The 20,112-nt window shown below is 63.6% G+C and carries 17 protein-coding genes; 3 read left to right on the top strand and 14 right to left on the bottom strand.

Annotation, left to right across the window (positions count from 1 at the left end; all coding sequences use genetic code 11):
• Positions 1–288: 288 nt before the first annotated feature.
• The 9 genes from NKH29_RS08125 to bglB all read right to left on the bottom strand — a co-directional run bounded on the left by NKH29_RS08125 (position 289) and on the right by bglB (position 12,435).
• Positions 289–1,869 carry an MFS transporter gene (locus tag NKH29_RS08125; RefSeq protein WP_352999354.1) on the bottom strand — a complete coding sequence of 527 codons (1,581 nt, stop codon included), beginning with the start codon at positions 1,867–1,869 and terminating at the stop codon, positions 289–291.
• Positions 1,866–2,960 carry an HlyD family secretion protein gene (locus NKH29_RS08130; protein WP_352999355.1) on the bottom strand — a complete coding sequence of 365 codons (1,095 nt, stop codon included), beginning with the start codon at positions 2,958–2,960 and terminating at the stop codon, positions 1,866–1,868. Before NKH29_RS08130 ends, NKH29_RS08125 begins: the two co-directional genes overlap by 4 nt.
• A 508-nt stretch (positions 2,961–3,468) precedes the next feature.
• Positions 3,469–4,557, bottom strand: a complete 1,089-nt coding sequence (locus tag NKH29_RS08135) for an ABC transporter ATP-binding protein (protein ID WP_352999356.1) — start codon at positions 4,555–4,557, stop codon at positions 3,469–3,471.
• Between the two features lie 7 nt (positions 4,558–4,564).
• The gene (locus tag NKH29_RS08140; protein ID WP_023716976.1) at positions 4,565–5,617 is read right to left on the bottom strand and encodes a carbohydrate ABC transporter permease; all 1,053 of its coding nucleotides are present in this window, start codon (positions 5,615–5,617) and stop codon (positions 4,565–4,567) included.
• Positions 5,614–6,636, bottom strand: a complete 1,023-nt coding sequence (locus NKH29_RS08145) for a carbohydrate ABC transporter permease (protein ID WP_502906126.1) — start codon at positions 6,634–6,636, stop codon at positions 5,614–5,616. Before NKH29_RS08145 ends, NKH29_RS08140 begins: the two co-directional genes overlap by 4 nt.
• Positions 6,633–7,901, bottom strand: coding sequence for an ABC transporter substrate-binding protein (locus tag NKH29_RS08150; RefSeq protein WP_352494366.1), 1,269 nt, complete (start codon positions 7,899–7,901; stop codon positions 6,633–6,635). The genes NKH29_RS08145 and NKH29_RS08150 overlap by 4 nt, the downstream gene beginning before the upstream one ends.
• An 87-nt stretch (positions 7,902–7,988) precedes the next feature.
• Positions 7,989–10,508: a hypothetical protein gene (locus NKH29_RS08155; protein WP_352788339.1), complete on the bottom strand. Its 2,520-nt coding sequence runs from the start codon at positions 10,506–10,508 to the stop codon at positions 7,989–7,991.
• Positions 10,505–11,338, bottom strand: a complete 834-nt coding sequence (gene kduI, locus NKH29_RS08160) for a 5-dehydro-4-deoxy-D-glucuronate isomerase (RefSeq protein WP_051409560.1) — start codon at positions 11,336–11,338, stop codon at positions 10,505–10,507. Before kduI ends, NKH29_RS08155 begins: the two co-directional genes overlap by 4 nt.
• Positions 11,335–12,435: a beta-galactosidase BglB gene (gene bglB / locus NKH29_RS08165; protein ID WP_352494368.1), complete on the bottom strand. Its 1,101-nt coding sequence runs from the start codon at positions 12,433–12,435 to the stop codon at positions 11,335–11,337. The genes kduI and bglB overlap by 4 nt, the downstream gene beginning before the upstream one ends.
• Positions 12,436–12,545: 110 nt before the next feature.
• Here bglB and NKH29_RS08170 point away from each other — a divergent pair, with 110 nt between their 5' ends.
• On the top strand, positions 12,546–13,613 hold the full coding sequence (locus NKH29_RS08170; protein WP_352494369.1) for a LacI family DNA-binding transcriptional regulator: 1,068 nt from the start codon (positions 12,546–12,548) through the stop codon (positions 13,611–13,613).
• Here NKH29_RS08170 and NKH29_RS08175 read toward each other — a convergent pair.
• Complete coding sequence (locus NKH29_RS08175; protein ID WP_023716969.1) at positions 13,598–14,080, bottom strand: flavin reductase family protein; 483 nt, start codon at positions 14,078–14,080, stop codon at positions 13,598–13,600. The genes NKH29_RS08170 and NKH29_RS08175 overlap by 16 nt on opposite strands.
• On the bottom strand, positions 14,080–15,237 hold the full coding sequence (locus NKH29_RS08180; protein WP_352999359.1) for an LLM class flavin-dependent oxidoreductase: 1,158 nt from the start codon (positions 15,235–15,237) through the stop codon (positions 14,080–14,082). The genes NKH29_RS08175 and NKH29_RS08180 overlap by 1 nt, the downstream gene beginning before the upstream one ends.
• A 224-nt stretch (positions 15,238–15,461) precedes the next feature.
• Between NKH29_RS08180 and NKH29_RS08185 the strand changes: the two genes are divergently transcribed.
• The gene (locus NKH29_RS08185; protein ID WP_352589045.1) at positions 15,462–16,118 is read left to right on the top strand and encodes a GntR family transcriptional regulator; all 657 of its coding nucleotides are present in this window, start codon (positions 15,462–15,464) and stop codon (positions 16,116–16,118) included.
• Positions 16,119–16,178: 60 nt separating this feature from the next.
• Positions 16,179–17,252, top strand: a complete 1,074-nt coding sequence (locus tag NKH29_RS08190) for a Gfo/Idh/MocA family protein (RefSeq protein ID WP_502911230.1) — start codon at positions 16,179–16,181, stop codon at positions 17,250–17,252.
• Between the two features lie 30 nt (positions 17,253–17,282).
• On the opposite strand, the gene NKH29_RS08195 is transcribed toward NKH29_RS08190, so the two are convergent.
• From NKH29_RS08195 to NKH29_RS08205, 3 genes are read right to left on the bottom strand one after another with little or no spacing between them, the layout of a single operon-like run.
• Positions 17,283–18,341: an ABC transporter ATP-binding protein gene (locus NKH29_RS08195; RefSeq protein ID WP_352937170.1), complete on the bottom strand. Its 1,059-nt coding sequence runs from the start codon at positions 18,339–18,341 to the stop codon at positions 17,283–17,285.
• 39 nt (positions 18,342–18,380) lie between these two features.
• The gene (locus NKH29_RS08200) at positions 18,381–19,202 is read right to left on the bottom strand and encodes a carbohydrate ABC transporter permease (RefSeq protein WP_352999361.1); all 822 of its coding nucleotides are present in this window, start codon (positions 19,200–19,202) and stop codon (positions 18,381–18,383) included.
• Positions 19,203–20,105, bottom strand: a complete 903-nt coding sequence (locus tag NKH29_RS08205; RefSeq protein ID WP_245274609.1) for a carbohydrate ABC transporter permease — start codon at positions 20,103–20,105, stop codon at positions 19,203–19,205.
• Between the last annotated feature and the right edge of the window lie 7 nt (positions 20,106–20,112).

Below are 20,112 nucleotides of genomic sequence, written 5' to 3' on the forward strand. Positions count from 1 at the left end.
ATGCATTGCGCGGAGATATCGCCGCTGCGGCGGCCCGGCCGCTACGGCGCGCCTAACGATCGCCTCGGGCAAGAAGCGACGCGGATCGACGCGTCAACACCCACCACTGGGAAATACGAGCCGGACAGGTAAGACGCTCGGCTGCCTCTTCGTCGACTGCAGAGTGAAACCGGAAAAACCTCTGCATTCGTCATCCCTGTCTCGTCCGGTTAACACGGCTCATGAGATAATCTGGAAGCCTCGCCCGACCAAAACATCTGTTCCAAAGTATAGGGCGTGGACGCGGTTTTAGTTCTGCGGAGCGGCTTGGCGGCCGAGCAATTGCTTGGCGACAATCAGGCAGGGCACAGCGACCGCGAACAGCAGGACGAGCGCGAAGAAAGCTTCGTCGAACGAGATCGTGGCGACCTGCCTCTCAAGCGCGCGCTGCAGCAGCGGCAGCGCGGCCTTGGTTGCCGCGGCGCTGTCGATACTATTCGCCAGAACGTTCGCAGTGGCTCTCAAGCGCTGGTCCACGGCTGGATCGCCATTGACGAGGTGGGACGTCAGTATCGTCCGGTTGTGGACATTCTGGTGATCAATATACGTCTGCAAGAGGGCTGTGCCGGTCAGACCGCCCGCCTGCTTGCCGAAGTTGAACAGCCCGATGCCGAACGGCAGCGCATCAGGGGCAAGGCCCTGCAGTGTAATCAGCGTCAGTGCCACGAACAGAAGGCCGAGGCCGAATCCTCGCAGCAGCAGAGCAAGGGTCAGGTCCGGTGATCCGCTACCGCTCGTCGAAGCGGACAGCAGCCACATGGCGCCTGCGAAGAGCAGAATGCCAAACGGCGCAAGCGTGATCGGGCGCATCCCGGTGTTTTGGATGACGAAGCCGGACAACAGAAGTCCAAGCGCGAGCATGGCTCCGCTAGGCAGCAGAAGCACTCCTGCGCCCGTGGCGGTAAAATCGAGCACGTTGAGGGCAAAAGTCGGAATGAGATAGGCGCTGCCCGAAAGAGCAGAGCCGGCGACGAAGCTGACGAGAAGGCCAAAGCGAAAGTCCGGATTGCCAAGGGGCGAGATGGCCAGCAGTGAGCCTTCTGAACGAAGGCGGGTCTCCCAGACGGCCAGGAGGCCGGCAGCCGTCACACCGGTTGCGGCAAGGAAGGTGATGTCGGTGTCGTCGAACCAGTTGAACCTGCTGCCTTGCAGCAGGACGTAGGTCAAAAGCGCGGCGCTGATGCCGAGCAACGATATCCCGACGGCAGGAAACCTGGTTTTCCGCCAAAAGGTCCGATCGCCGTCCGCCGCCAACAGGACAAGGGAGACGATGCCGAGCGGAATGATGCTCAGGAATATCCACTCCCAAGTCAGATGGTCGACAAGCCAGCCCTGCAGGACCGGCGTGACGGTTGTCGGAGCCATGACGGCGCCTACGGCAAAAACCGCCTGAACGACCGGCTGATGCCGATGAGGGAAGCGAAAGAACAGCAGCGTCTGGCCGGCGACGAGAATTGTGCCGCCAGCCAGCCCCTGGACAATGCGGCAGATGCAAATCCAGGTGAGGTCCACCGACAACGTCAAGGCCGCGGATGCCAGCAGAAGGGCGACAACCCCCGCGCGCAGGCAGACGGTCGGCCTGGCTGCCGTTACAAGAAGCGGAGCGACAAGGAACGCCGTCAGCTTCGCCGCGATGAAAACCACGTCGACCATCGCCAGCTCGTCCGACGTTGCGTAGGTGTCGCCAAGCATGTCGATCCGGCCGATGGACAGTGCGGTGGATGCGACCGCGTCCATGAAGGCGGCCAGCACGACGCCGGTTGCTATCAAGGAAGCGCGCAGGGTACCGGGATGGCGCTGCACAGCCGCCGTTTCGGCGAGGTGCATCATTGCGCTGAGCGCCCGTTCGCGGTCCCGCCTGTCTGCATTTCCCGCGCTACTGCCGGAGCATCCCTGGTGCCGACGGTGATGGCAACACGAGCCGAGAGTCCCGGAACCAGGCGGCCGGGCAACGGATTGCGCGTCATCCTGATCTTGACCGGCACGCGTTGGACGACGCGGATGAAGTTGCCGGTGGCATTGTCCGGCGGCAGCAGGCTGAAGGCTGCGCCGCTGCCAGGAGCGAAGCTGTCGACAAGGCCGTCGATTTGCAGATCTGGATATTCATCAACCATGACGCGGACCCGTTGGCCGATCTCAACCTGCTTCAGCTGCGTTTCCTTGAAGTTTGCGACGATCCAGACATCGTTAACCGGAACGATGTCCAGGGCTGCCGTCCCTGGGGTGACATAGCGGCCGACCCGGATCTGGCGATTGCCGACGATGCCGTCGACCGGGGCCCTCACGACGGTGTTGGCCAGGTCTAGCATTGCCAGGTCGAGCGCTGCCTGTGCCTGCGACAGGGCTGCCTGCGCGCCGGACAATTGTGCATCCAGGACGCCGAGCTTCAACTTCTGAGCCAACAGATTGGCCTCTGCGCCGTCCAGCGATGCCCTTGCCTTGTCATGGCCGGCCTGCGCATCCTGCAGCTTCTGATCGCTTGCGGTTCCGTTCTTCTGCAGCGTGACGTAGCGGCTTAAGTTGGCGCGGGCGAATTGCAGGTCGGCTGCGGCAGATTGCTTCTGCGCCTCGGCCTGCGCGATCAATGCGTCCTGCAGTTCACGGGTCGCCTTGATGTTGGCGATTTCCGCCTGCCGGGCGGCGACGTTGGCTTTCGCCTGCTCCGCCTTGGCCTTGTAGTCGCTGTCGTCGATGCGAAACAGGACAGCACCCTTTGACACACTGGCATTATCGTCTATGTCGACTTCGACGACGTAACCGGCGAGCTTCGGAGCGATGCTGGTAATGTCTCCGCGGAGATAGGCGTTATCGGTCGTTTCCTCGAACCGGCCCCTTGTAAACCACTGCCAGCTCCAAATAGCTGCCATTGGCAGCACCATAAGGGCAACGAGGGCGATCGCGATCTTGCGGGGTTGGCTCATGATTGCCTCGACCCCAAGTCGACGCGCTCACTATCGAAGGAGATCTCCGCCTGCCGAAGAGCGAGCCGTTCGGCAAGGCTGCAAACCCACGGTGCGCAATAGAGTCTCACGAGAACGTCTCCGTCGAGCTGCGGCTCTGCAACAAGGCAGAACTGAAGAACGATCGCGGATTTCACGGCCTCGCCGCTATCATGCGGACGAACATCCCATTTGCCCTGATCGGTAGTTCGTACTGAACCTCAGCACAGGTCGTATTGTCAGTCGGCCGGATTCAGGCGCGCGAACGTGGCGGCGCGGATCTCCGTATTGCCGAAGACCGTCCACGAGAAAATCCACTTTGAAGTAAATTCCGGACATCCCGTGGCAGCAATGATCGCAGAGAGCGCCCTCTTGAAGAGTTTGGTTGTCTTAACGTTCACCTATTTTGTATTTTGACAAGCGCGCAACACGCGTTCGCTGTGCAGCAGTCACGACGGTTCATGAAAGCAACCCGCTACCTTGCCGCCCGCTAACGCGGTGCGACACGCAGCCCGGCGGCATCGAAGAGATGCATGCGCTCCGGCGGCAGAGCGAGGTTGATCGGCGGCCCTTGCGATTCAACGCCCTGCTGCTTGAGAACGGCGATAAGTTTGCTGTCGCCGGCAATGGTGGCGTGGACAACGGTTTCCGGTCCCAGCGCCTCGGCCAGCGTTATTCGCGCTTCCACCGATCCCTTGCTGCCATCCGAAAGTTGGATGTCGTGTGGTCGGATGCCAAGCGTCGCGTCGTCTCCCGGTTTCAGCGCGACCCCGTCGGCGGCGACCGAGGCCGACAGCCCGCCCGGACCTTCGACACACACCTCGGCGCCGCTTGCCGAACGCACCTTCACCGGCAGCAGGTTCATCCGCGGCGCGCCGATGAAGCCGGCGACGAACAGGTTGGCCGGCGCGTTGTAGAGATCGAGCGGCCGGCCGACCTGTTCGATCCGCCCCGAGCGCATGACCACGATGCGGTCCGCCAGCGTCATCGCCTCGATCTGGTCATGGGTGACGTAGATCATCGTGGTTGCCAGCCGCCGGTGCAGGCCCGCCAGTTCAGCGCGCATGGTGATGCGCAGTTCGGCATCGAGGTTGGACAGCGGTTCGTCGAGTAGAAAGGCGGTCGGATTGCGCACCACCGCACGGCCGATCGCCACGCGCTGCTTCTGGCCGCCCGACAATTGACCGGGCCGGCGGTTGAGATAGGAAGCAATTTCCAGCATGCGCGTCGCTTCCGTGATCCGCGCGTCGATCTCGGCTTTCGGCATACGGATGTTTTCGAGCCCGAAGGCGAGGTTCTGGCGCACGCTCATGTGCGGGTAGAGCGCGTAAGACTGGAACACCATCGCCAGACCGCGCTGCGCGGCCGAAACGTTGGTGACGTCGACCCCGTCGATCTCGATCTTGCCGTCGGTCGGCCGATCGAGCCCGGCAATCAGCCGCAGCAGCGTGGACTTGCCGCAACCCGACGGGCCGACGAGGACTAGCATCTCGCCGTCCCCGACGTCGAGGTTGATGCCGTGCAAGATCTTCATCTTGCCGTAAGCGCGATCGATGTTGGTCAGCGTTATCCGTCCCATGACATCCTCACTTCAGTCCGGTGCCGGCAATGCCGGAAGTGATGTAACGCTGCAGGAAGACGAAGACGAGGACGACGGGGATCATCGTCACCACGGTCATCGCCAGGATGTAGTGCCACTGCACGTTTAGCTGGCCGGCATAGGTGTTGAGGCCGACCTGGAGTGTGTAGAGTTCCTTGCGCGACAGCACCACCAGCGGCCACAGAAAGTCGTTCCAGCGCCAGACGACCGAGAAGATCGCCAGCACGGCGAGCGCCGGTGCTGCAAGCGGCAATACGATGCGCCAGTAGATCTGCCATTCGGAAGCGTTGTCCATGCGCGCCGCATCGAGCAGCTCGTCCGGGATGGTCAGCATATATTGGCGCAGCAGGAAGACGCCGGTCGGCGTCGCCACGGTCGGCAAGATCACGCCCCACAGCGAATCGAGCAGTCCGACGGCGCCCACCACCGAATAGAGCGGCACCAGGATGACCGACAGCGGCACCATCAGCGTACCGACGATCACAAGCATCGTCAGATCGCGGCCGCGGAACTTGTATTTCGACAAGGCGAAGGCGGCCATCGAATTGGTGAGCAGCGTGATCAGCGTCGCCATTGCCGTCACAAAGACCGAATTGCGCAGATAGCGCAGGAAGTCGAAATGGACGAAGGGCTCGGTGTAGTTCTCCGTTGCGAAGCCGATTTCGCGCACCGGCTGCCGGTCGGCGATGTTGACCTTGACGATATCGTTCGGCGCCTGCGGGTCCACCATTTGCGCCATGATGCCGATGCGCCGCACCTCGGCCAGCACCTTGGTCGAACCATCCGGAAGCTTCACCCTGTAGAGGGCCAGCGGCTTATCGTAGCCTTCGACCCTCGCCTGTTGGCTGACATAAGGCATTATGGTCGGCGGGAACTCGGCGAGCTGTGCCGGTGTCTTGAATGACGAACCCACCAGCCAAACGGCCGGACCGAACATGATGACAACGCCGCCGAGCAGCCACAGCCAGCTCACGATATCCGTCCAGTGCCAGCCGCGACCGCCGCGCCGGCGGGTCAGGAATGTCATGACGCTGCTCATTCGCGGGCTCCTTTCCGCTCACCCCGGCGTCCGACCTGCAGCTGAACTAAGGTGAGCACGACCAGCACCAACCCCATCAAGATCGAAGCCGCCGAAGCCAGCCCCGGATTGCGCAGCAGGGAGGCGAAGCCGATCTCATAGATGTACTGCGTGATATAGAGGGTCGAGGTTCCCGGCCCTCCACCCGTCAGCACATAGACTTCGTCGAAGATCTGCACGGCGCGGATCAGCGTCAGCACGATGACGACAAGCAGGTTAGGCATCAGCAGCGGCAGCGTGATGCGCCAGAACACCCGCGCCGGCTTCGTGCCGTCCATCTCGGCCGCTTCGTAAAGGTCGCGCGGGATCGCCTGCAATCCGGCAAGCAGGATAAGCGTATAAAAGCCCATATGGGCCCAGACCGAAACGCTGACGGCGGCGGTGAAAGCCCAGAAGCGGTCGGTCAGCCAGTTGTGCGGCTCGCCGCCCAGATCATGGACGATCAGGTTCAGCAAGCCCTGGCGTTGCAGGATCCAGCGCCAGATCAGACCGGTGACGACGGGCGACAGCAGCACCGGAAAGAAGAACACCGCGCGCCAGAAGCTGCGCCCGACGATCTCACGGTTGAGGATCAGCGCTGTCGCCATCGACACGACCGTCATCAGCGCCACCTGCACGACGACGAACAGGCGGGTATTGTGCACGGCCTTCCAGAAGAGATCCTCGTGGCAAGTGGCAGTGTCCAGGTAGTTGCCGCAATCGAGCAGGCGCTGGTATTGCTCGAGCCCGACATAGGTTCGGTCCTGCAGGAAGTAGGCCGTTCCTGACGTGGCCGAATAGAAGAAGTTGATGATCATCGGCACCAGGACGAAAATGCCGAAGATCGCCATGTTTGGGGCCAGGAAGAACGCGGCCATGCCGCCGGTGCCCGTCGCGCGCTGCCAGAACTTCAGCGGCACGTTGACGATCGATGCCAGCCACACGACCGGCGCCGCGAGGGCGGCGCCAATCCATGCCTTCAGTGTCGCGGCGGCGGTCACTTCGCCTCGGCAACCTTGTCGGCGATATCCTGGTCGATCCTGCCCCAGGCATCGTCGAGGCTGAGCTCGCCGGCCATCACCTGGCTGACGCGCGTCACCAGCGCGGCGAAGTAAGCATTGGCCCACTTCCACGGCGGCAGCGCATCGGCCGCCGGCAGGGTTTCACCCGCCGCCTTGACGAATTTGTCGAGCGCCGGACCGACATTCTTGTCGGCCGAGACCCATTTCAGCCCGCCCTTGTCTACGACGCCCTTGTGCGCGGGCAAAAACAGCGTGCGCTCGCTGAACTCTTCCACCACGTCTTCACGGGCCAGATAATCCATGACCTTGGCGACATCCTTGGGATTCTTCGTGTATTTGATGGCGACCAGCGCCGCGCCGCCTTTCACGCCCGAACAGCCTGTAGTACCGCAGGGCGAGCCGGTTGCCACCCAGTCGAAACTGTCGCCGATCTTGGTCGACAGATTGGCGACCTGCCAGCTGCCCGAATAGTAGAACGGGATCTGGGCGTTGATGAAGTCGTCGGCGGCCGCGCGGTAGGTCGAGCCTGCCGCCGACACCCAGGTATCCTTCAGCATCAGGCCCTTGGCGGTCCAGTCGACGAGCTTGCCGACGAACGCCTTGGTGCCGTCGTCCACTTTGGCCGGCATGCCATTGGGGCCGATATAGTTCGCTCCGAAGGAGACATTCGGACCCGAAATGCGGTGGCCGGAACGGTCGATGGCGAAGGCAGCCGGAAGCTGTTGGCTCTTCGCCACCTCGGCGGCGGCGTTGATCCAGTCGTCCCAGGTCGCCTTGTCGCCGGGCAGCGGCACGCCGGCCTGTTCGAACAACGTCTTGTTGGCGAAGCCGCCGGTGAGCGTGAGCTGGGTCATGAAACCCGGGATGGCGTTGGAGCCGTCGGGGCGCATCCAGTCCAGCGTGTCAGCGAAATTGTCCTCCCAATATTTCGGATCGGCCACCAGTGGCCTGAGATCGAGCCAGTGCTGGGCAAGCTCCTTGATGTTCGTGACGCGGGCGATGTCCGGGCCCTGGCCGGCTTCGAGCTGGATGGGCAGCTGCTCCTGGATCACCTTGTAGGCGACGTTGTCGAGCGTGACGTGGATGTCGGGATTGTCCTTCATGAAGCGGTTCAGAATGTCCTGAATGACATCGCCTTCGACACCGTCCGAATACCACATGATGCGCACGTCGCCGGCAAACGCGCTGGTCGATGCGAGCAGACTGACCGATAGCGCGGCCAGCAAAGTGCGGGACTTATTCATGCTTTCGTCTCCTCCTTTAGCGGGGCGGCGCCCCGATAGTTCAAGCCGCTACGCCCTCTCCTCTTGAGCGTCGCAGCCGATTCCTCCCTACTCTCTGTGCTTCATGCGCATCGCCTCACCGCGCACGGTCCAGTTGGCCGGATCGAGTGTACGTCCCTCGGCCACGATCCTTGCGTCGGCGAGGAAATGCACCGTGCCGTACTCCGGATCCTCGACGATCAACTCGCCGTCGGGACCCGACCGCACCGACAGGCCGGCAAAGGCGCCCGCCCAGGCGTCGAGCGCCGGCAGATTGGCATCCCTGTCACCGAGGCGAACGATCCATGTCGTCCTGCGTCCCGCCGCCCGCAACTCGTTGCCGGCCGTCGGGCCGGCCTCTACCTGCGTGAGCGGAACATCCGTCTTCAGCATGACGAAGGCGTCGCCGGATTGCGCGAACGCCCGATCGCCACCCACTCGCACGGCATCGAAGGCACGTGCGGGGAACCAGGCGTGCGTGAAGTCGGGCTGTTCATCCGAGCAGGAGAAGCTGACGATGGCGAGGTCGCGGTATTGGTGAAGCCGGGGCAACGTGCCTGAGCCACCCCAATATGATGGTCTGCCATATCCCGACTGCAGCACTTCGCCGGGGTGGTTGATCCAGATCTGCGCATCCGGATTCTTGCCCAGCCGGGCGTGAATGACGGTCTCCTGATAACCCCATTGATTCCAGCGATAGCCAGCGGCGCTGCCCATCGCATGGCCGCGCGTCTTGTAGTGGTAGAGCCGCGCGAAGCGGTCTTGTCCCTGCGCGAAAGTCCATTCCCACGCCGTATCGTCGGTGAGGGAAGCAATTGCTGCCAACCCGTCCGGAACGCTCAAATCGTGATCCCGCAGGCACAATGCCAGCTGCGGCAGCGCGTGAAAGCGCATGCCGTAATTGCCCTTGCCCCAAAGCATGCGGCAGATGCCGGACAATTCCAGGGAACGCGCGGCGCGCAGCGTGTGCTCGTAGGAGCGGCCCTGCGCCCCGGTGAGGATGCCGCGATGCGCCGAGCGGGCGACGATTTCAAGCAGGCGTATGACTGCGTTGCCGGCACGTTCGGCGATGTCCTTGTCCGGGGCCAGCGCGTAGAGCGCGCACAGGCCCTTGAGGTCGATCGGAAAATAGGGCGCCGAGTTGAACTCGGCCATCTCCCATGCCTCGAAATGATCGAGCCAGGCGCGTACCCGCGCGGCTCCCACCGCGGACTGTTCGCGGCCAAGGCGGCCCGACCGCACGAACCGCACATCAGGCAACAGGCTCCCAGCAATATAGGCGGCGGTGTGGAAGAGCAGCGCGTGGTTCTCGGAGAAGTACCACTGCACATCATTGCCGGGCTCGTCCATCCAGTAGCGATAGCCGAGGATGGCGTTGTCGATGCGCGCGCGCAGGCTCACTTCCAGCCGATCGCCATAGGCCTTGCGGCACCACAGCAGCGGCACCAGGATGAAGTCGGCGCAATCGTGACAATCCTCGATCGCCGGCAGCGTGCCGGAGATCATGGCGTCGGTCTCGGCGCCCTGCTGCCCGATCGCCAGGCGCGCCAGCGCGCGCACCGTATCGGCCTCGGCGTGATCGGCGACCTCGCGCAAAGCCTCATCTATACGCGCGGTAAGCGTTTCCGGCGCATCGCCCTGACGGTGCGCGTGGCATATCTCGACGCCGAAGACACGCGATACGGCATGGTCTGCGACCCTCAGCGACACCTTGAAATGGCGAAAGTCGGCCGGCAGCTGCTCGGTATCGGCGATCGGCAGCCGCGTCTGGCCCGTTGGCAGATCGAAGGCGAAGCGCACCGGCGTCTCGATCGACATGAAATCGCCTTCGATCTCGATCTCGACTTGCGCGTCGCGCGGCAGGGCCACGCCGGTGACGAGCGCCACCTCGCCGCCGTCATAGGCGGGACGGTCGAAATGCATGTCGTCGAGGGCTGCTTCCATCGCATCGGCAACGCCGCTCTCGACTTCGATCGGCAGTGCGACCGAAGCAGCCGGACCGGATAGATAATCGAGCTGGAAATAGTAGCGGGCGTCGCGCTCGGCGAGATCGTCGAACCATATGCGAATGTCGTTGCGGCCGACCCTCAGCACGATCTTGAAGTGCTCGGCACTTTCCAGATTGCGGCCGTAGGGCGCCATCCAGCCGGCTTCCTCGCCATTGGCAAAGAGTATGGCGCCGCCGCATGTACGCAGCCGTACCATCACCTCGCCACTCGAGGCCGCCTCGATGGTGGTCTCGGCCCAGGTCCCAAGCACCGTCGGCCGGAACCAGAAGCCCGACAGGTCGATGCGTGGCGAGGCGAAGGGCAACCAGATGCGCTCAGCGCCGAATTCGGCGCTGACCTGTGGTCGCTTGCCGCGTCGTTCCGCTGCGAACTGCGTGCGGCACGGATATTCATGGGGAATGAAATTCTTGTGCTTGGTAAGGAAGAAGAAGGGATCCATCTCGCCTTGCATGGGCTGGTCGGCCACGTCGTAGCGTTGCTCGGCGATAGACCCGAGCCGCCAATAGACGATTGGCTGCCCCGCCACGAGCGGCCGGCGCAGCGTAAAGTCCGTCCGAACGCTTTGCGCGGCCTCGCTCATCGCAAATCCTTCACGGGTACTGGATCGACATCGGTGTAGGCCTGGTTCTCGCCGGTCATGCCCCAGACGAAAGCATAGGGGCCGGTGCCGGCACCCATATGGATAGACCAGGCGGGCGACAGGACAACGTCACCGTCCGCAACCATCAGGTGGCGCGTCTTGTCAGGCCGGCCCATCAGATGGACCACACGGTCGGCCTCGGCGAGGTCGAAGTAGCAATAAGCTTCCATGCGCCGCTCATGCAGATGCGGCGGCATGGTATTCCACACACTGCCCGGCGCGAGGTCGGTGATCCCCATCAGCAAGAGGCAGGACGGGGCCACTTCGGGATGGATGTACATGCGCAGCGTGCGCCTGTTCGCGCGAGCCTCCTCGCCGAGCACAAGCGGCTTGGCTTCGCTGTTGACGATGAGACGGTGCGCAATAGCGGCGCCGGCCGGCACCGAGTTCATATAGAAGCGTGCCGGCCTCTCCGGATCGTCGCTCTCCAGCGTCACCTCGCGCGCTCCGCGTCCGATATAGACGATGTCGCGGTTAGCCACGGGAAAGCGCCTGCCGTCCACCGCGACGGCGCCATTGCCGCCGAGATTGGCGATGCCCATCTCGCGCGCGTCAAAGAAGAGCGGCGTGCCGACTTCGGCCCCGTTGCCGAATGTCAGCGGGTTGGCCAGCGGCACCGCGCCACCGACGATCATGCGGTCGACATGGGTGTAGACGAATTCGATCGCGCCGGGCCGGAACAAGCCGTCGACCAGGAACTCGGCCCTCAGCCGGTCCGTGTCCATGCCGGCAATATCGCCCGGCGACACGCCATAGAGCGTCCGCATCATGCCGCCTCCACCTTCGACTGCAGATGCCGGGTCCCTTCGGTCAAGCACAGAATGGCCAGCGCCTGTCCGTAGCCCGTCGGATGGATGGGTATATCGCGATAGAACTGCAGGTCGGCGCCCATGCGTGTGCCATAAGACACGTTCGCCACCACACCTTTGTCATCGATGTTGGCCACCACGGCTTCCAAGGCGCGGAGGCCGGCGGCACGGCACTCTGTCGAGCCGATTCCGAGCCGCGCGGCCTTCATCAACCCGTAGCCGAAGCCGGCCGTGGCGGAAATCTCCTCGTAAGACGTCGGGTCGTCGAGCAGAGTGTGCCATGCGCCCGAACCTGCCTGCACCTCGAGCAGGGCGTTGATCTGCGTCTCCAGCACGCCGAGCAGATAGGCCCGGACCGAGGGTGCAATTTCGGCGAACTCCACCAGTTCGAGGATACCGACGGTAATCCAGGCATTGCCTCTCGCCCAACGCGCACGGGCGAAATTGTGCCGTCCCGCGAACGTCCAGCCGTGAAACCACAGCCCTGATGCCGGGTCGGCGAGATAACGGGCGTGGACCAGGAATTGCCTTTCTGCTTCCTCGACGAAGCGACGCTGACCGGCAGCCTGGCCGTAGGATGCGAGGAACAGCGCCACCATGAACAGCGTGTCGTCCCACAATTCGTCGTCGTTGACCCGGTCCGAAACATCATGCTGGAAACCGCCTTCGGGCGTCCGTGGCAAGGCGGTGACTACCTGCTCGGCCCATTCGCGCAGGACCGGCTCGAAGCGCGGCTGGCGCCGGCGCCGCCACAATTCGCTTAGCGCCAGCAGAGGCGCCGTGGTGTTGACGTTCATCGCAGGGAGACCGGCAGCGATGCGTCGGTCGTACCAGGCCTCGATCGTCTGCAGCAGCCGATCGTCGCCGGTCTGCGCCCACAGCCGAACCAGCCCGTAGAGCCCGACGCCCTGCGGCCATTCCCAGCTGTCGAAGCTGACATAGTCGCCCGGCGTGCCGTCGAGATTCGGCTCATGGAACCGCCCGTCATGACGCAAGCCGGTCATGCCGGCCACGAGGCTGGCAAGCACGGAATTCAGGCGTTCGGCCGACAGCGGCATCACTCCTCCCGTTTCTCCCGCTTCATCGGAACTGTTTCACAGCCATTTTTCTTGCGCAATCTGAAAATTTTTTGCATTAATCGGGTGACTTGGCGGAGATGACGGAGCGGATGAATATCCAGGGCAAGCGCGGGCGCCCCAGCCGCCGCATTCGACTTGAGGAGATCGCGGCGCGTTGCGGCGTGTCGGTCAGCACCGCCTCCCGTGCGCTGAGCGGTGTCGGCGGCGTGAGGGACGAGCTTCGCACCAGGATCATCGAAACGGCGAAGTCGATGAACTATGCCATTCCCGCCTCGGTTGCCGGCCGCAAGGTCATCCTGGCCGCAAGCAGCGTGGCAATGGTGGACAGTGCCCGCAATCAGTTCACCTACCATGTCCTTGATGGGCTCAACGAGCGCGCCCGGTTGCTGGGCGTCGAACTGGTGACCCGGCCGGTTTCGGCGCCCGAGGACGAAATCGCGCTGCTGCGTGAATCCGAGCGCGACGACACCGTCGCCGGCTGCCTGTTTCTGACACTGGACGATGACGATGTGCTGACGCTGACAGCCGGATTCGCCAAGCCGATCGTGCTCGTCAACGGCGACGATCCCTCTATGCGCCATTCGAGCGTGACGCCCTGCAATCGCTCTGCCGCCATGCTTGCCGCGCAGCATCTGATCGGCCTCGGCCACCGCCGCATCCTGTTCCTGATGCGGCGTGGGCGGCGCACGATCGAGCGGCGCTACGAAGGTTGGCGCGACGCGCTGATCACGGCCGGCATTGTCGGCTTCGACGACTTCGTGGTCGAGGTGCAGGACTGGCTGCCGGAACTTGCGAGCAGGGCCGTGACCGAGCGCATCGCGGCCCGCGGCCTCGATTTCACCGCCGTGCTGACGGCCGGCGACAGCCTGGCGTTTGGTGCCATCGCCGGCGTCCAGGAGGCCGGATATTCGGTGCCTGGCGATGTGTCCGTGGTCGGTATGGACGACTTGCCGCTCGCTGCCTTCTGCAATCCGCCGCTGACGGCGATGCACATTCCCATGCGCGAGATCGGATCGGCGGCGCTTAGCCTGTTGCTCGACGACATGGCCCATTCGGGGTCGCCGCCGCGTCGCGTCGAACTTGCCTGCAATCTCGTGGTGCGCCAGTCGACGGCACCAGCCCGGAGCGGCGCCGGCGGTCATCAACTGGCCTCTTGAGCGCGCGACTTGCCGCCAGCAAAGAGCAACGGCAACCCCTCTTGCGTCTCCAGTTCAAGGACACGTCCAAGCAGGATCATATGGTCGCCAGCCGGAAAGCGGTCGGCGACGCTGCATTCGAACCGCGCCAGCGCGCGCGGCAGCAATGGCACGCCGTGCTCGCTCCATGACAGGTCAAGATCGGCAAAGTCCGTCCCCGACTTCGAAAAACGCCAGCACAGATCGATTTGATCTTCCGCCAGCACGTGAATGGCGTAGTGCGCGGAATTGGCGAAGGCTTCGAACCGGCGCGAGTGGCGGCCGATAGACCAGAGCACCAGCGGCGGGTCGAGCGACACGGATGAGAAGCTGTTGGCGGTGATTGCGACCGGGCCGTCGGCCGTGCCGGTGGTGACGACCGTGACGCCGGTGGCGAAACGCCCGAAGGCATTGCGCAAAAGGCCTGGATCGCACACGACATGCTCCATCAGCGGCGCTCCCCCGTTCCCAGTGGTGTCGCCGGGATCCGTTCGGGCACCCGGCCATAGGCGTGCGGGAGCGAGCATGTCTTGAGCTGGGGCAGGACCTTGGTGCCGAAATGACGCGCCTCGTCGAGATGGGGGTAGCCGGAAAAGATGAAGGCGCGCATCCCCATCTTCATATACGCCTCGATTTCCGACAGAACCTGATCGGTCGAGCCCACCAGCGCCGCGCCGCAGCCAGAGCGCGCCCGCCCGACCCCCGTCCACAGATGCGGCTCGACATAGCCTTCGGCATCGGCGATCTGGCGGTTCCTGGCCTGGTGCGATACGCCGAGCGATCGGGCGTCGAGCGCGCGCTCGCGGATCGCCCTGCCCTGCTCGTCGTCCAGCCTCGAAACCAGCTCCCGGGCATATTCCTTTGCCTCTGCCTCGGTATCGCGCACGATCATGTGGACGCGCAGGCCGTAGTCGAGCGTCCGCCCATGACGCTCGGCGCGCTCGTGGACTGCTCTCATGCGGCCGGCAAGCTCCTCCTTGGTTTCCGGCCACATCAGGTAGACGTCGCACTGTTCGGCGCAAAGCTCGAGCGCGTCGGGCGAATAACCGCCGAAATAGAGCAGCGGGCCGCCATTCTGCTGATAGGGCTTCGCCGGCGCCGTCGAGAGCCCTTTGTAGCGATAGACCTCGCCCTCGAAATCGATGCTGTCCCTGGTCCAGGCCTGGCGCAGGATCTGCACCACCTCGCGGGAACGCTGATAGCGGTAGGCGCTGTCGGCTGTCTCGCCCGGAAAGTCCGACGAAATGACGTTCACCGTCAGCCGGCCTTCCAGCATGTGGTCCAGCGTCGCAATCGTGCGCGCCAGCATGATCGGCTGCATCTCGCCGCAGCGCACAGCGGCAAGCAGATTGATCTTCGACGTGATCGGCGCGCAGCCGGCAACGAAGCTCAGCGTGTCCTGGCCGACCTGATAGGACGACGGACACAAGATGTTGCGGAAACCGAGTGCCTCGGACGTCTTCACGATCTCGGAGCAATGCGCCCAGCCCGAGCGCAGTGCGCCGTCCGGCACGCCGAGATATCGATAGTCGTCCGAGCAGAGTGCGGCGAACCACGAGACTTCGGCAGCATCGAGATCCGGCGAGGTGATTGGGACGATGCTCATTGCCACTCTTCAGAAAAGACGTCCGGGCCACTCAATGACGTCCGGAGCTGCGAATAGGGCTTGCGTAGCATTCGTTTCTGTGTAGATCAATACTGTATCAATTTTGGAGCCAAACCCGAAACCGAGATGCGATTGGAACACCGATGCATTTGACAAGGGCGGACCCAGGCCACCGATCCAGCCAGATGCGCGGGCCCTTGCCTGTGCACTTGCAGACCAGCGAAATGCTGATCCGCGAAATCGCGGCCGGACGGCTGCCCGACGGGGCGCGGCTGCCGCCCGAGCGCGAGATGGCCGCGAGCCTCGGGATTGCCGTCGGCACGCTCAGGCGCGCGCTGGCAGATTTGACCGAAAAGGGCCTTCTCGATCGCATCCAGGGCTCGGGTAACTATGTGCGAGCGCGCGGCGACTTGCTCGGGATCTATGCCTTCTTTCGCCTGGAGCGCATCGGCGGTGGCGGCCTGCCGAGCGCCGACGTGCTGTCCGTCGAGCGGCTGCCCAAGCCCGCCGACCTGCCGCAATTCGGCAGCACCGGCGAAGCCCACCGTATACGCCGGCTGCGGCGGCTTGACGGCGAGCCGGCCGCGGTCGAGGAGATCTGGCTCGACGTCAGCCGCGCCGAGCGGCTCAAGCGCGAGGACCTGTCGGAATCCCTCTATCTCCACTACCGGCTCGCGCTCGGCTTTTCGATCGTTCGCGCCGAAGACCACGTCGCCGTCGCGCCTGCGCCGGACTGGGCCCCGCTCGAGTTCAGGCCATCGCCGGGGACGGTCGTGGGTTTCATTGAACGTATCGCCTGGGCTGGCGACGGCGCCAGCGCGGAATATTCCCGCAGCTGGTTCGATCCGGGCGCGGCGCGCTACGTCACGCGTTTCAGATAGGCCGGAGGAAGTCGCAGCGTGACCAGATCATCGATCGGCTACGGCATCATCGGCTGCGGCATGATGGGCCGCGAGCACATCCGCAACATCGCTCTGTTGCCCGACGCGCATGTGGCCGCGATCTTCGAGCCGGACCCCGGCATGTTGGCGGCGTCGCTGGCGACGGCGTCGGGCGCGCGATCGGCGGCATCGATCGCCAAACTGCTGGCCATGGACGAGGTAGACTGCGTCTTGATTGCCAGCCCCAACCACCAGCACCTCGGTCAGATGGAGCAGATCGCCGCACTTCGACCACTGCCGGTGCTGGTGGAAAAGCCGCTCTTCACCGACGCCGCTGGCGAGGGGCGGATCGCGGCGCTGAAAGCTCGGCTTCCGCTCGTGTGGGTGGCCATGGAATACCGCTATATGCCGCCCGTCGCCGCATTCATCGAGCAGGCGCGCCACGCCACCGGCGGCATCCGCATGCTGACGGTCCGCGAGCACCGTTTCCCGTTTCTGGCCAAGGTCGGCGACTGGAACCGCTTCAACCGCAACACCGGCGGCACGTTCGTCGAGAAGTGCTGCCACTTCTTCGACCTGATGCGGCTGATCCTCGGATCCGACCCCGTCCGCGTGATGGCGAGCGCTGGACAGGCCGTAAACCATCTCGACGAACGCTACGGCGGTGAGAGGCCGGATATCCTTGACCATGGCTATGTGCTGGTTGATTTCGCGAGCGGTGCGCGCGCCATGCTGGAACTCTGCATGTTCGCCGAGGGCAGCCGCTACCAGGACGAACTCTGCGCTGTCGGCGGCGACGGAAAGATCGAATGTCTGGTGCCGGGTCCCGGTCGCTTCTGGCCGACCCACCTTGGCCCTGCGCCAGTGCCCCAGTTGATCGTCAGCCCGCGCAATCTGCCTGGACCACGCCTGCTGGAGATTCCCGTCGACCCCCGGCTGCTCGAGGCAGGCGACCATAACGGTTCGACCTATTTCGAGCATGTCCGCTTCACCGCTGCGGTGCGCGGACAAGGCAAAGTGGAAGTGACCTTGCAAGACGGCTGGTGGGCCGTCGTCATGGGTCTCGCCGCCCAGAGATCGGCCCGCGAAGGCCGCGCCATCGAACTTGCCGTTGAATTCGCGTTGCCGACCTGAGGCCGACCACGCATTCACCAGACCATAGGGTCAGATGCGCCGACCGGTTGCTGCGTCGAACAGATGCGCACATGCGCGGTCGATCTCGATCCGCACCGGCGCGCCCTGCTTGAGCGGAAGCCGTTCGCGGAAAAGGCAGGAAATTTCCTCGCCGGCGCAGTCGACCTTGGCGAAGATTTCCGAACCTGTGGCTTCCAGAAGCGTGACCGTGCCTGGCATTCCCCCGGCAGTTGCGCGGATATGTTCGGGGCGGATGCCGTAGACGAGTTCGCGTCCTGCGGCATCCGCCGGCTGGGCGCCTTCGGGCAACGGCAGGATCAACCCGCCGGCGCTGCGGAACACGCCCTCCTCGATGCGGCCGGCGATGAAGTTCATCGCGGGCGAGCCGATGAAACCGGCAACGAAGAGATTGGCGGGATGGTCGTAGAGGTCAAGCGGCGCGCCGATCTGCTCGACCAGGCCGTCATGCAGCACGACGATCTTGTCGGCCATGGTCATGGCCTCGATCTGGTCGTGCGTGACATAGATCGTCGTGGTACCCAGCCGCTGGTGCAGGGCCTTGATCTCGCCGCGCATCTGGACGCGCAACTTGGCGTCGAGGTTGGAGAGCGGCTCGTCGAACAGAAAAACCTGCGGGTCGCGTACGATCGCGCGGCCCATGGCGACGCGCTGGCGTTGGCCGCCGGAAAGCTGGCGCGGATAGCGGTCAAGCAGCTTTTCCAGGCCAAGAATGCCGGCTGCCTTCCGGACCCGGCCAGCGGTGTCGGCCGGGTCGGCTTTCTTGATCTTCAGGGCAAAGCCCATATTGTCGGCCACAGTCATATGCGGATAGAGCGCATAGTTCTGGAACACCATCGCGATGTTCCGGTCTCGCGCCCGCAGATTGTTGACCATGCGCTCGCCGATTGCGATCCTCCCGCCCGAGATCGTTTCAAGTCCGGCAATCATGCGCAGCAGCGTCGACTTTCCGCATCCCGACGGGCCGACCAGGATGACGAACTCGCCGTCGGCGATATCGACACTGACGTCGTGAATAATCTTGGTGGCCCCGAAGGCCTTCTGCACGTTGTTGATCGTTACCGATGCCATTGGATCTTTCCTGGAAAAAAAGTGATGTCCGGACGCGCCTCAGCCGCCCTTGACGGCGCCGGCGGTCAACCCCGCGACGATCTGCCTTTGCGCGAACATGGTCAGGATCAGCACCGGCAGCGTCACCACCAGCGCCGCCGCGGCGAGCGGCCCCCAGCTGACCTGCTCGTAGGACAGCATGTTGTAGACGGCGACCGGCAATGTGCGCGTCTCCCGGCTGGCGAGCACCACGCCGAAGACGAAATTGTTCCACGAGAAGATCACGGACAGGATGAAGGCGACGACGATGCCCGGCTTGGCGATGGGCAGGGCAACCAGCCGGAAAACCTGCCAGGAGCTGGCGCCGTCGATATTGGCTGCCTCTTCCAGTTCCATCGGCGTGGTCTCGAAATAGCCGATCATCACCCAGACCACGATCGGCACCGTCACCACCAGGTGGATGATGATCTGCGGCCAGAGCGTGCCGAGAATCCCGATCCATTGGAACAGCAGAAACAGCGGGATGAGATAGGATAGCCCAGGCGTCATGCGGGCGATCATGATGACGACGGCGGATCGCTCGGCCTTGAGCCGCGCGATGCCATAGCCGGCCGGTACGCCGATCAGCAGCGCCAGCAAGGTCGCCGTGCCGGTCACCAGAACCGAATTCCAGAGATAGAGCAGGAAATCGTTCTCCTCGAACACCTTTACATAGTTCGACCAGGCGAAACGTTCGGGGATCAGGATCGGCGGATAGGCACCGTTGTCGATTTCGAACTTCAGCGACAGCGAGATCATCCAGAGGAAGAACAGGATCGCCGGCGAGACGAAAACCAGGGCAGCGAAAAACAGACCGATCTGGTTGAGCAGCCGTGAACTCATCTATTTGCCCTCCGTATCGATCCACTGCGAGCGTTGGCGCAGCATCAGCAGGACAAAAGACAGGGCCACGATGACAATGAAGAACACCACGGCCATGGCCGAACCGTAACCGATATCGTAGTAGGAGAAGGCGGTGTTGTAGAGATAGATGTTGATGGTTTCCGAGGCCGTGCCCGGCCCGCCCTGGGTCATCGCGTAGATGATGTCGAAGCTCTTCAGCGCATCGATGGTGCGGATGATGACCGCGATCATCAGGAACGGTGCGATCATCGGCAAAGTGAGATAGCGGAATTGCTGCCAGGCATTGGCGCCGTCGATCTCGGCGCTTTCGAAGGGCTCGCGCGGCACCGAAGCCAGCCCACCCAGCACAATCAGCATGACCAGCGGCGTCCACTGCCAGGTCTCGACCGCAACCAGCGACGGGATGACCGTGTTGGCATTGAATATCCATTCCTGAGCCGGGATGCCGACCAGCGACAGCAAGTAGTTGAGTACGCCGAGCTGAGGATGGAACATCATGGTCCAAACCAGTGCCACAGCAACGGGCGTCGCCATCATCGGCATGACGAAGACGCCGCGCAGCAGACCGCGCAGCGGAAACCTGGCGTCGAAGATCAGGGCGGCCAGGGTGCCCAGGAGCATCGGCGCTGCAACCGAGAGGAAGGTGTAGGTCAACGTATGAACAAGGGATTCCCAGAAACGTGGGTCGCTTGCCAGGCGGAGGTAGTTTTCCATCCCGGCAAAGCTCCGCGACTGGCCGAGCGTCCAGCGGTTGACGCTCATCCACAGCGTGAAAGCCCAAGGAAAAACGATGACGGCGCCAACGACGACGAGTGCGGGGACAACGAAAGGCCAGTAGTTGGGAGCCAGCCGGATCGTCTGGCTCCCGTCGATAACCGGCATCGTCACC

The sequence above is a fragment of the Mesorhizobium sp. M1295 genome (assembly GCF_040318135.1).
In the GTDB taxonomy this organism is placed as follows: domain Bacteria; phylum Pseudomonadota; class Alphaproteobacteria; order Rhizobiales; family Rhizobiaceae; genus Mesorhizobium.

What these genes read in the sequence shown, in the direction of transcription:
- NKH29_RS08125 (WP_352999354.1), bottom strand. Translation starts at nt 1,869, where the DNA reads ATGATGCACCTCGCCGAAACGGCGGCTGTGCAGCGCCATCCCGGTACC.
- NKH29_RS08130 (WP_352999355.1), bottom strand. Translation starts at nt 2,960, where the DNA reads ATGAGCCAACCCCGCAAGATCGCGATCGCCCTCGTTGCCCTTATGGTG.
- NKH29_RS08135 (WP_352999356.1), bottom strand. Translation starts at nt 4,557, where the DNA reads ATGGGACGGATAACGCTGACCAACATCGATCGCGCTTACGGCAAGATG.
- NKH29_RS08140 (WP_023716976.1), bottom strand. Translation starts at nt 5,617, where the DNA reads ATGAGCAGCGTCATGACATTCCTGACCCGCCGGCGCGGCGGTCGCGGC.
- NKH29_RS08150 (WP_352494366.1), bottom strand. Translation starts at nt 7,901, where the DNA reads ATGAATAAGTCCCGCACTTTGCTGGCCGCGCTATCGGTCAGTCTGCTC.
- NKH29_RS08155 (WP_352788339.1), bottom strand. Translation starts at nt 10,508, where the DNA reads ATGAGCGAGGCCGCGCAAAGCGTTCGGACGGACTTTACGCTGCGCCGG.
- kduI (WP_051409560.1), bottom strand. Translation starts at nt 11,338, where the DNA reads ATGATGCGGACGCTCTATGGCGTGTCGCCGGGCGATATTGCCGGCATG.
- bglB (WP_352494368.1), bottom strand. Translation starts at nt 12,435, where the DNA reads ATGCCGCTGTCGGCCGAACGCCTGAATTCCGTGCTTGCCAGCCTCGTG.
- NKH29_RS08170 (WP_352494369.1), top strand. Translation starts at nt 12,546, where the DNA reads ATGAATATCCAGGGCAAGCGCGGGCGCCCCAGCCGCCGCATTCGACTT.
- NKH29_RS08175 (WP_023716969.1), bottom strand. Translation starts at nt 14,080, where the DNA reads ATGGAGCATGTCGTGTGCGATCCAGGCCTTTTGCGCAATGCCTTCGGG.
- NKH29_RS08180 (WP_352999359.1), bottom strand. Translation starts at nt 15,237, where the DNA reads ATGAGCATCGTCCCAATCACCTCGCCGGATCTCGATGCTGCCGAAGTC.
- NKH29_RS08185 (WP_352589045.1), top strand. Translation starts at nt 15,462, where the DNA reads ATGCTGATCCGCGAAATCGCGGCCGGACGGCTGCCCGACGGGGCGCGG.
- NKH29_RS08190 (WP_502911230.1), top strand. Translation starts at nt 16,179, where the DNA reads ATGATGGGCCGCGAGCACATCCGCAACATCGCTCTGTTGCCCGACGCG.
- NKH29_RS08195 (WP_352937170.1), bottom strand. Translation starts at nt 18,341, where the DNA reads ATGGCATCGGTAACGATCAACAACGTGCAGAAGGCCTTCGGGGCCACC.
- NKH29_RS08200 (WP_352999361.1), bottom strand. Translation starts at nt 19,202, where the DNA reads ATGAGTTCACGGCTGCTCAACCAGATCGGTCTGTTTTTCGCTGCCCTG.
- NKH29_RS08205 (WP_245274609.1), bottom strand. Translation starts at nt 20,105, where the DNA reads ATGCCGGTTATCGACGGGAGCCAGACGATCCGGCTGGCTCCCAACTAC.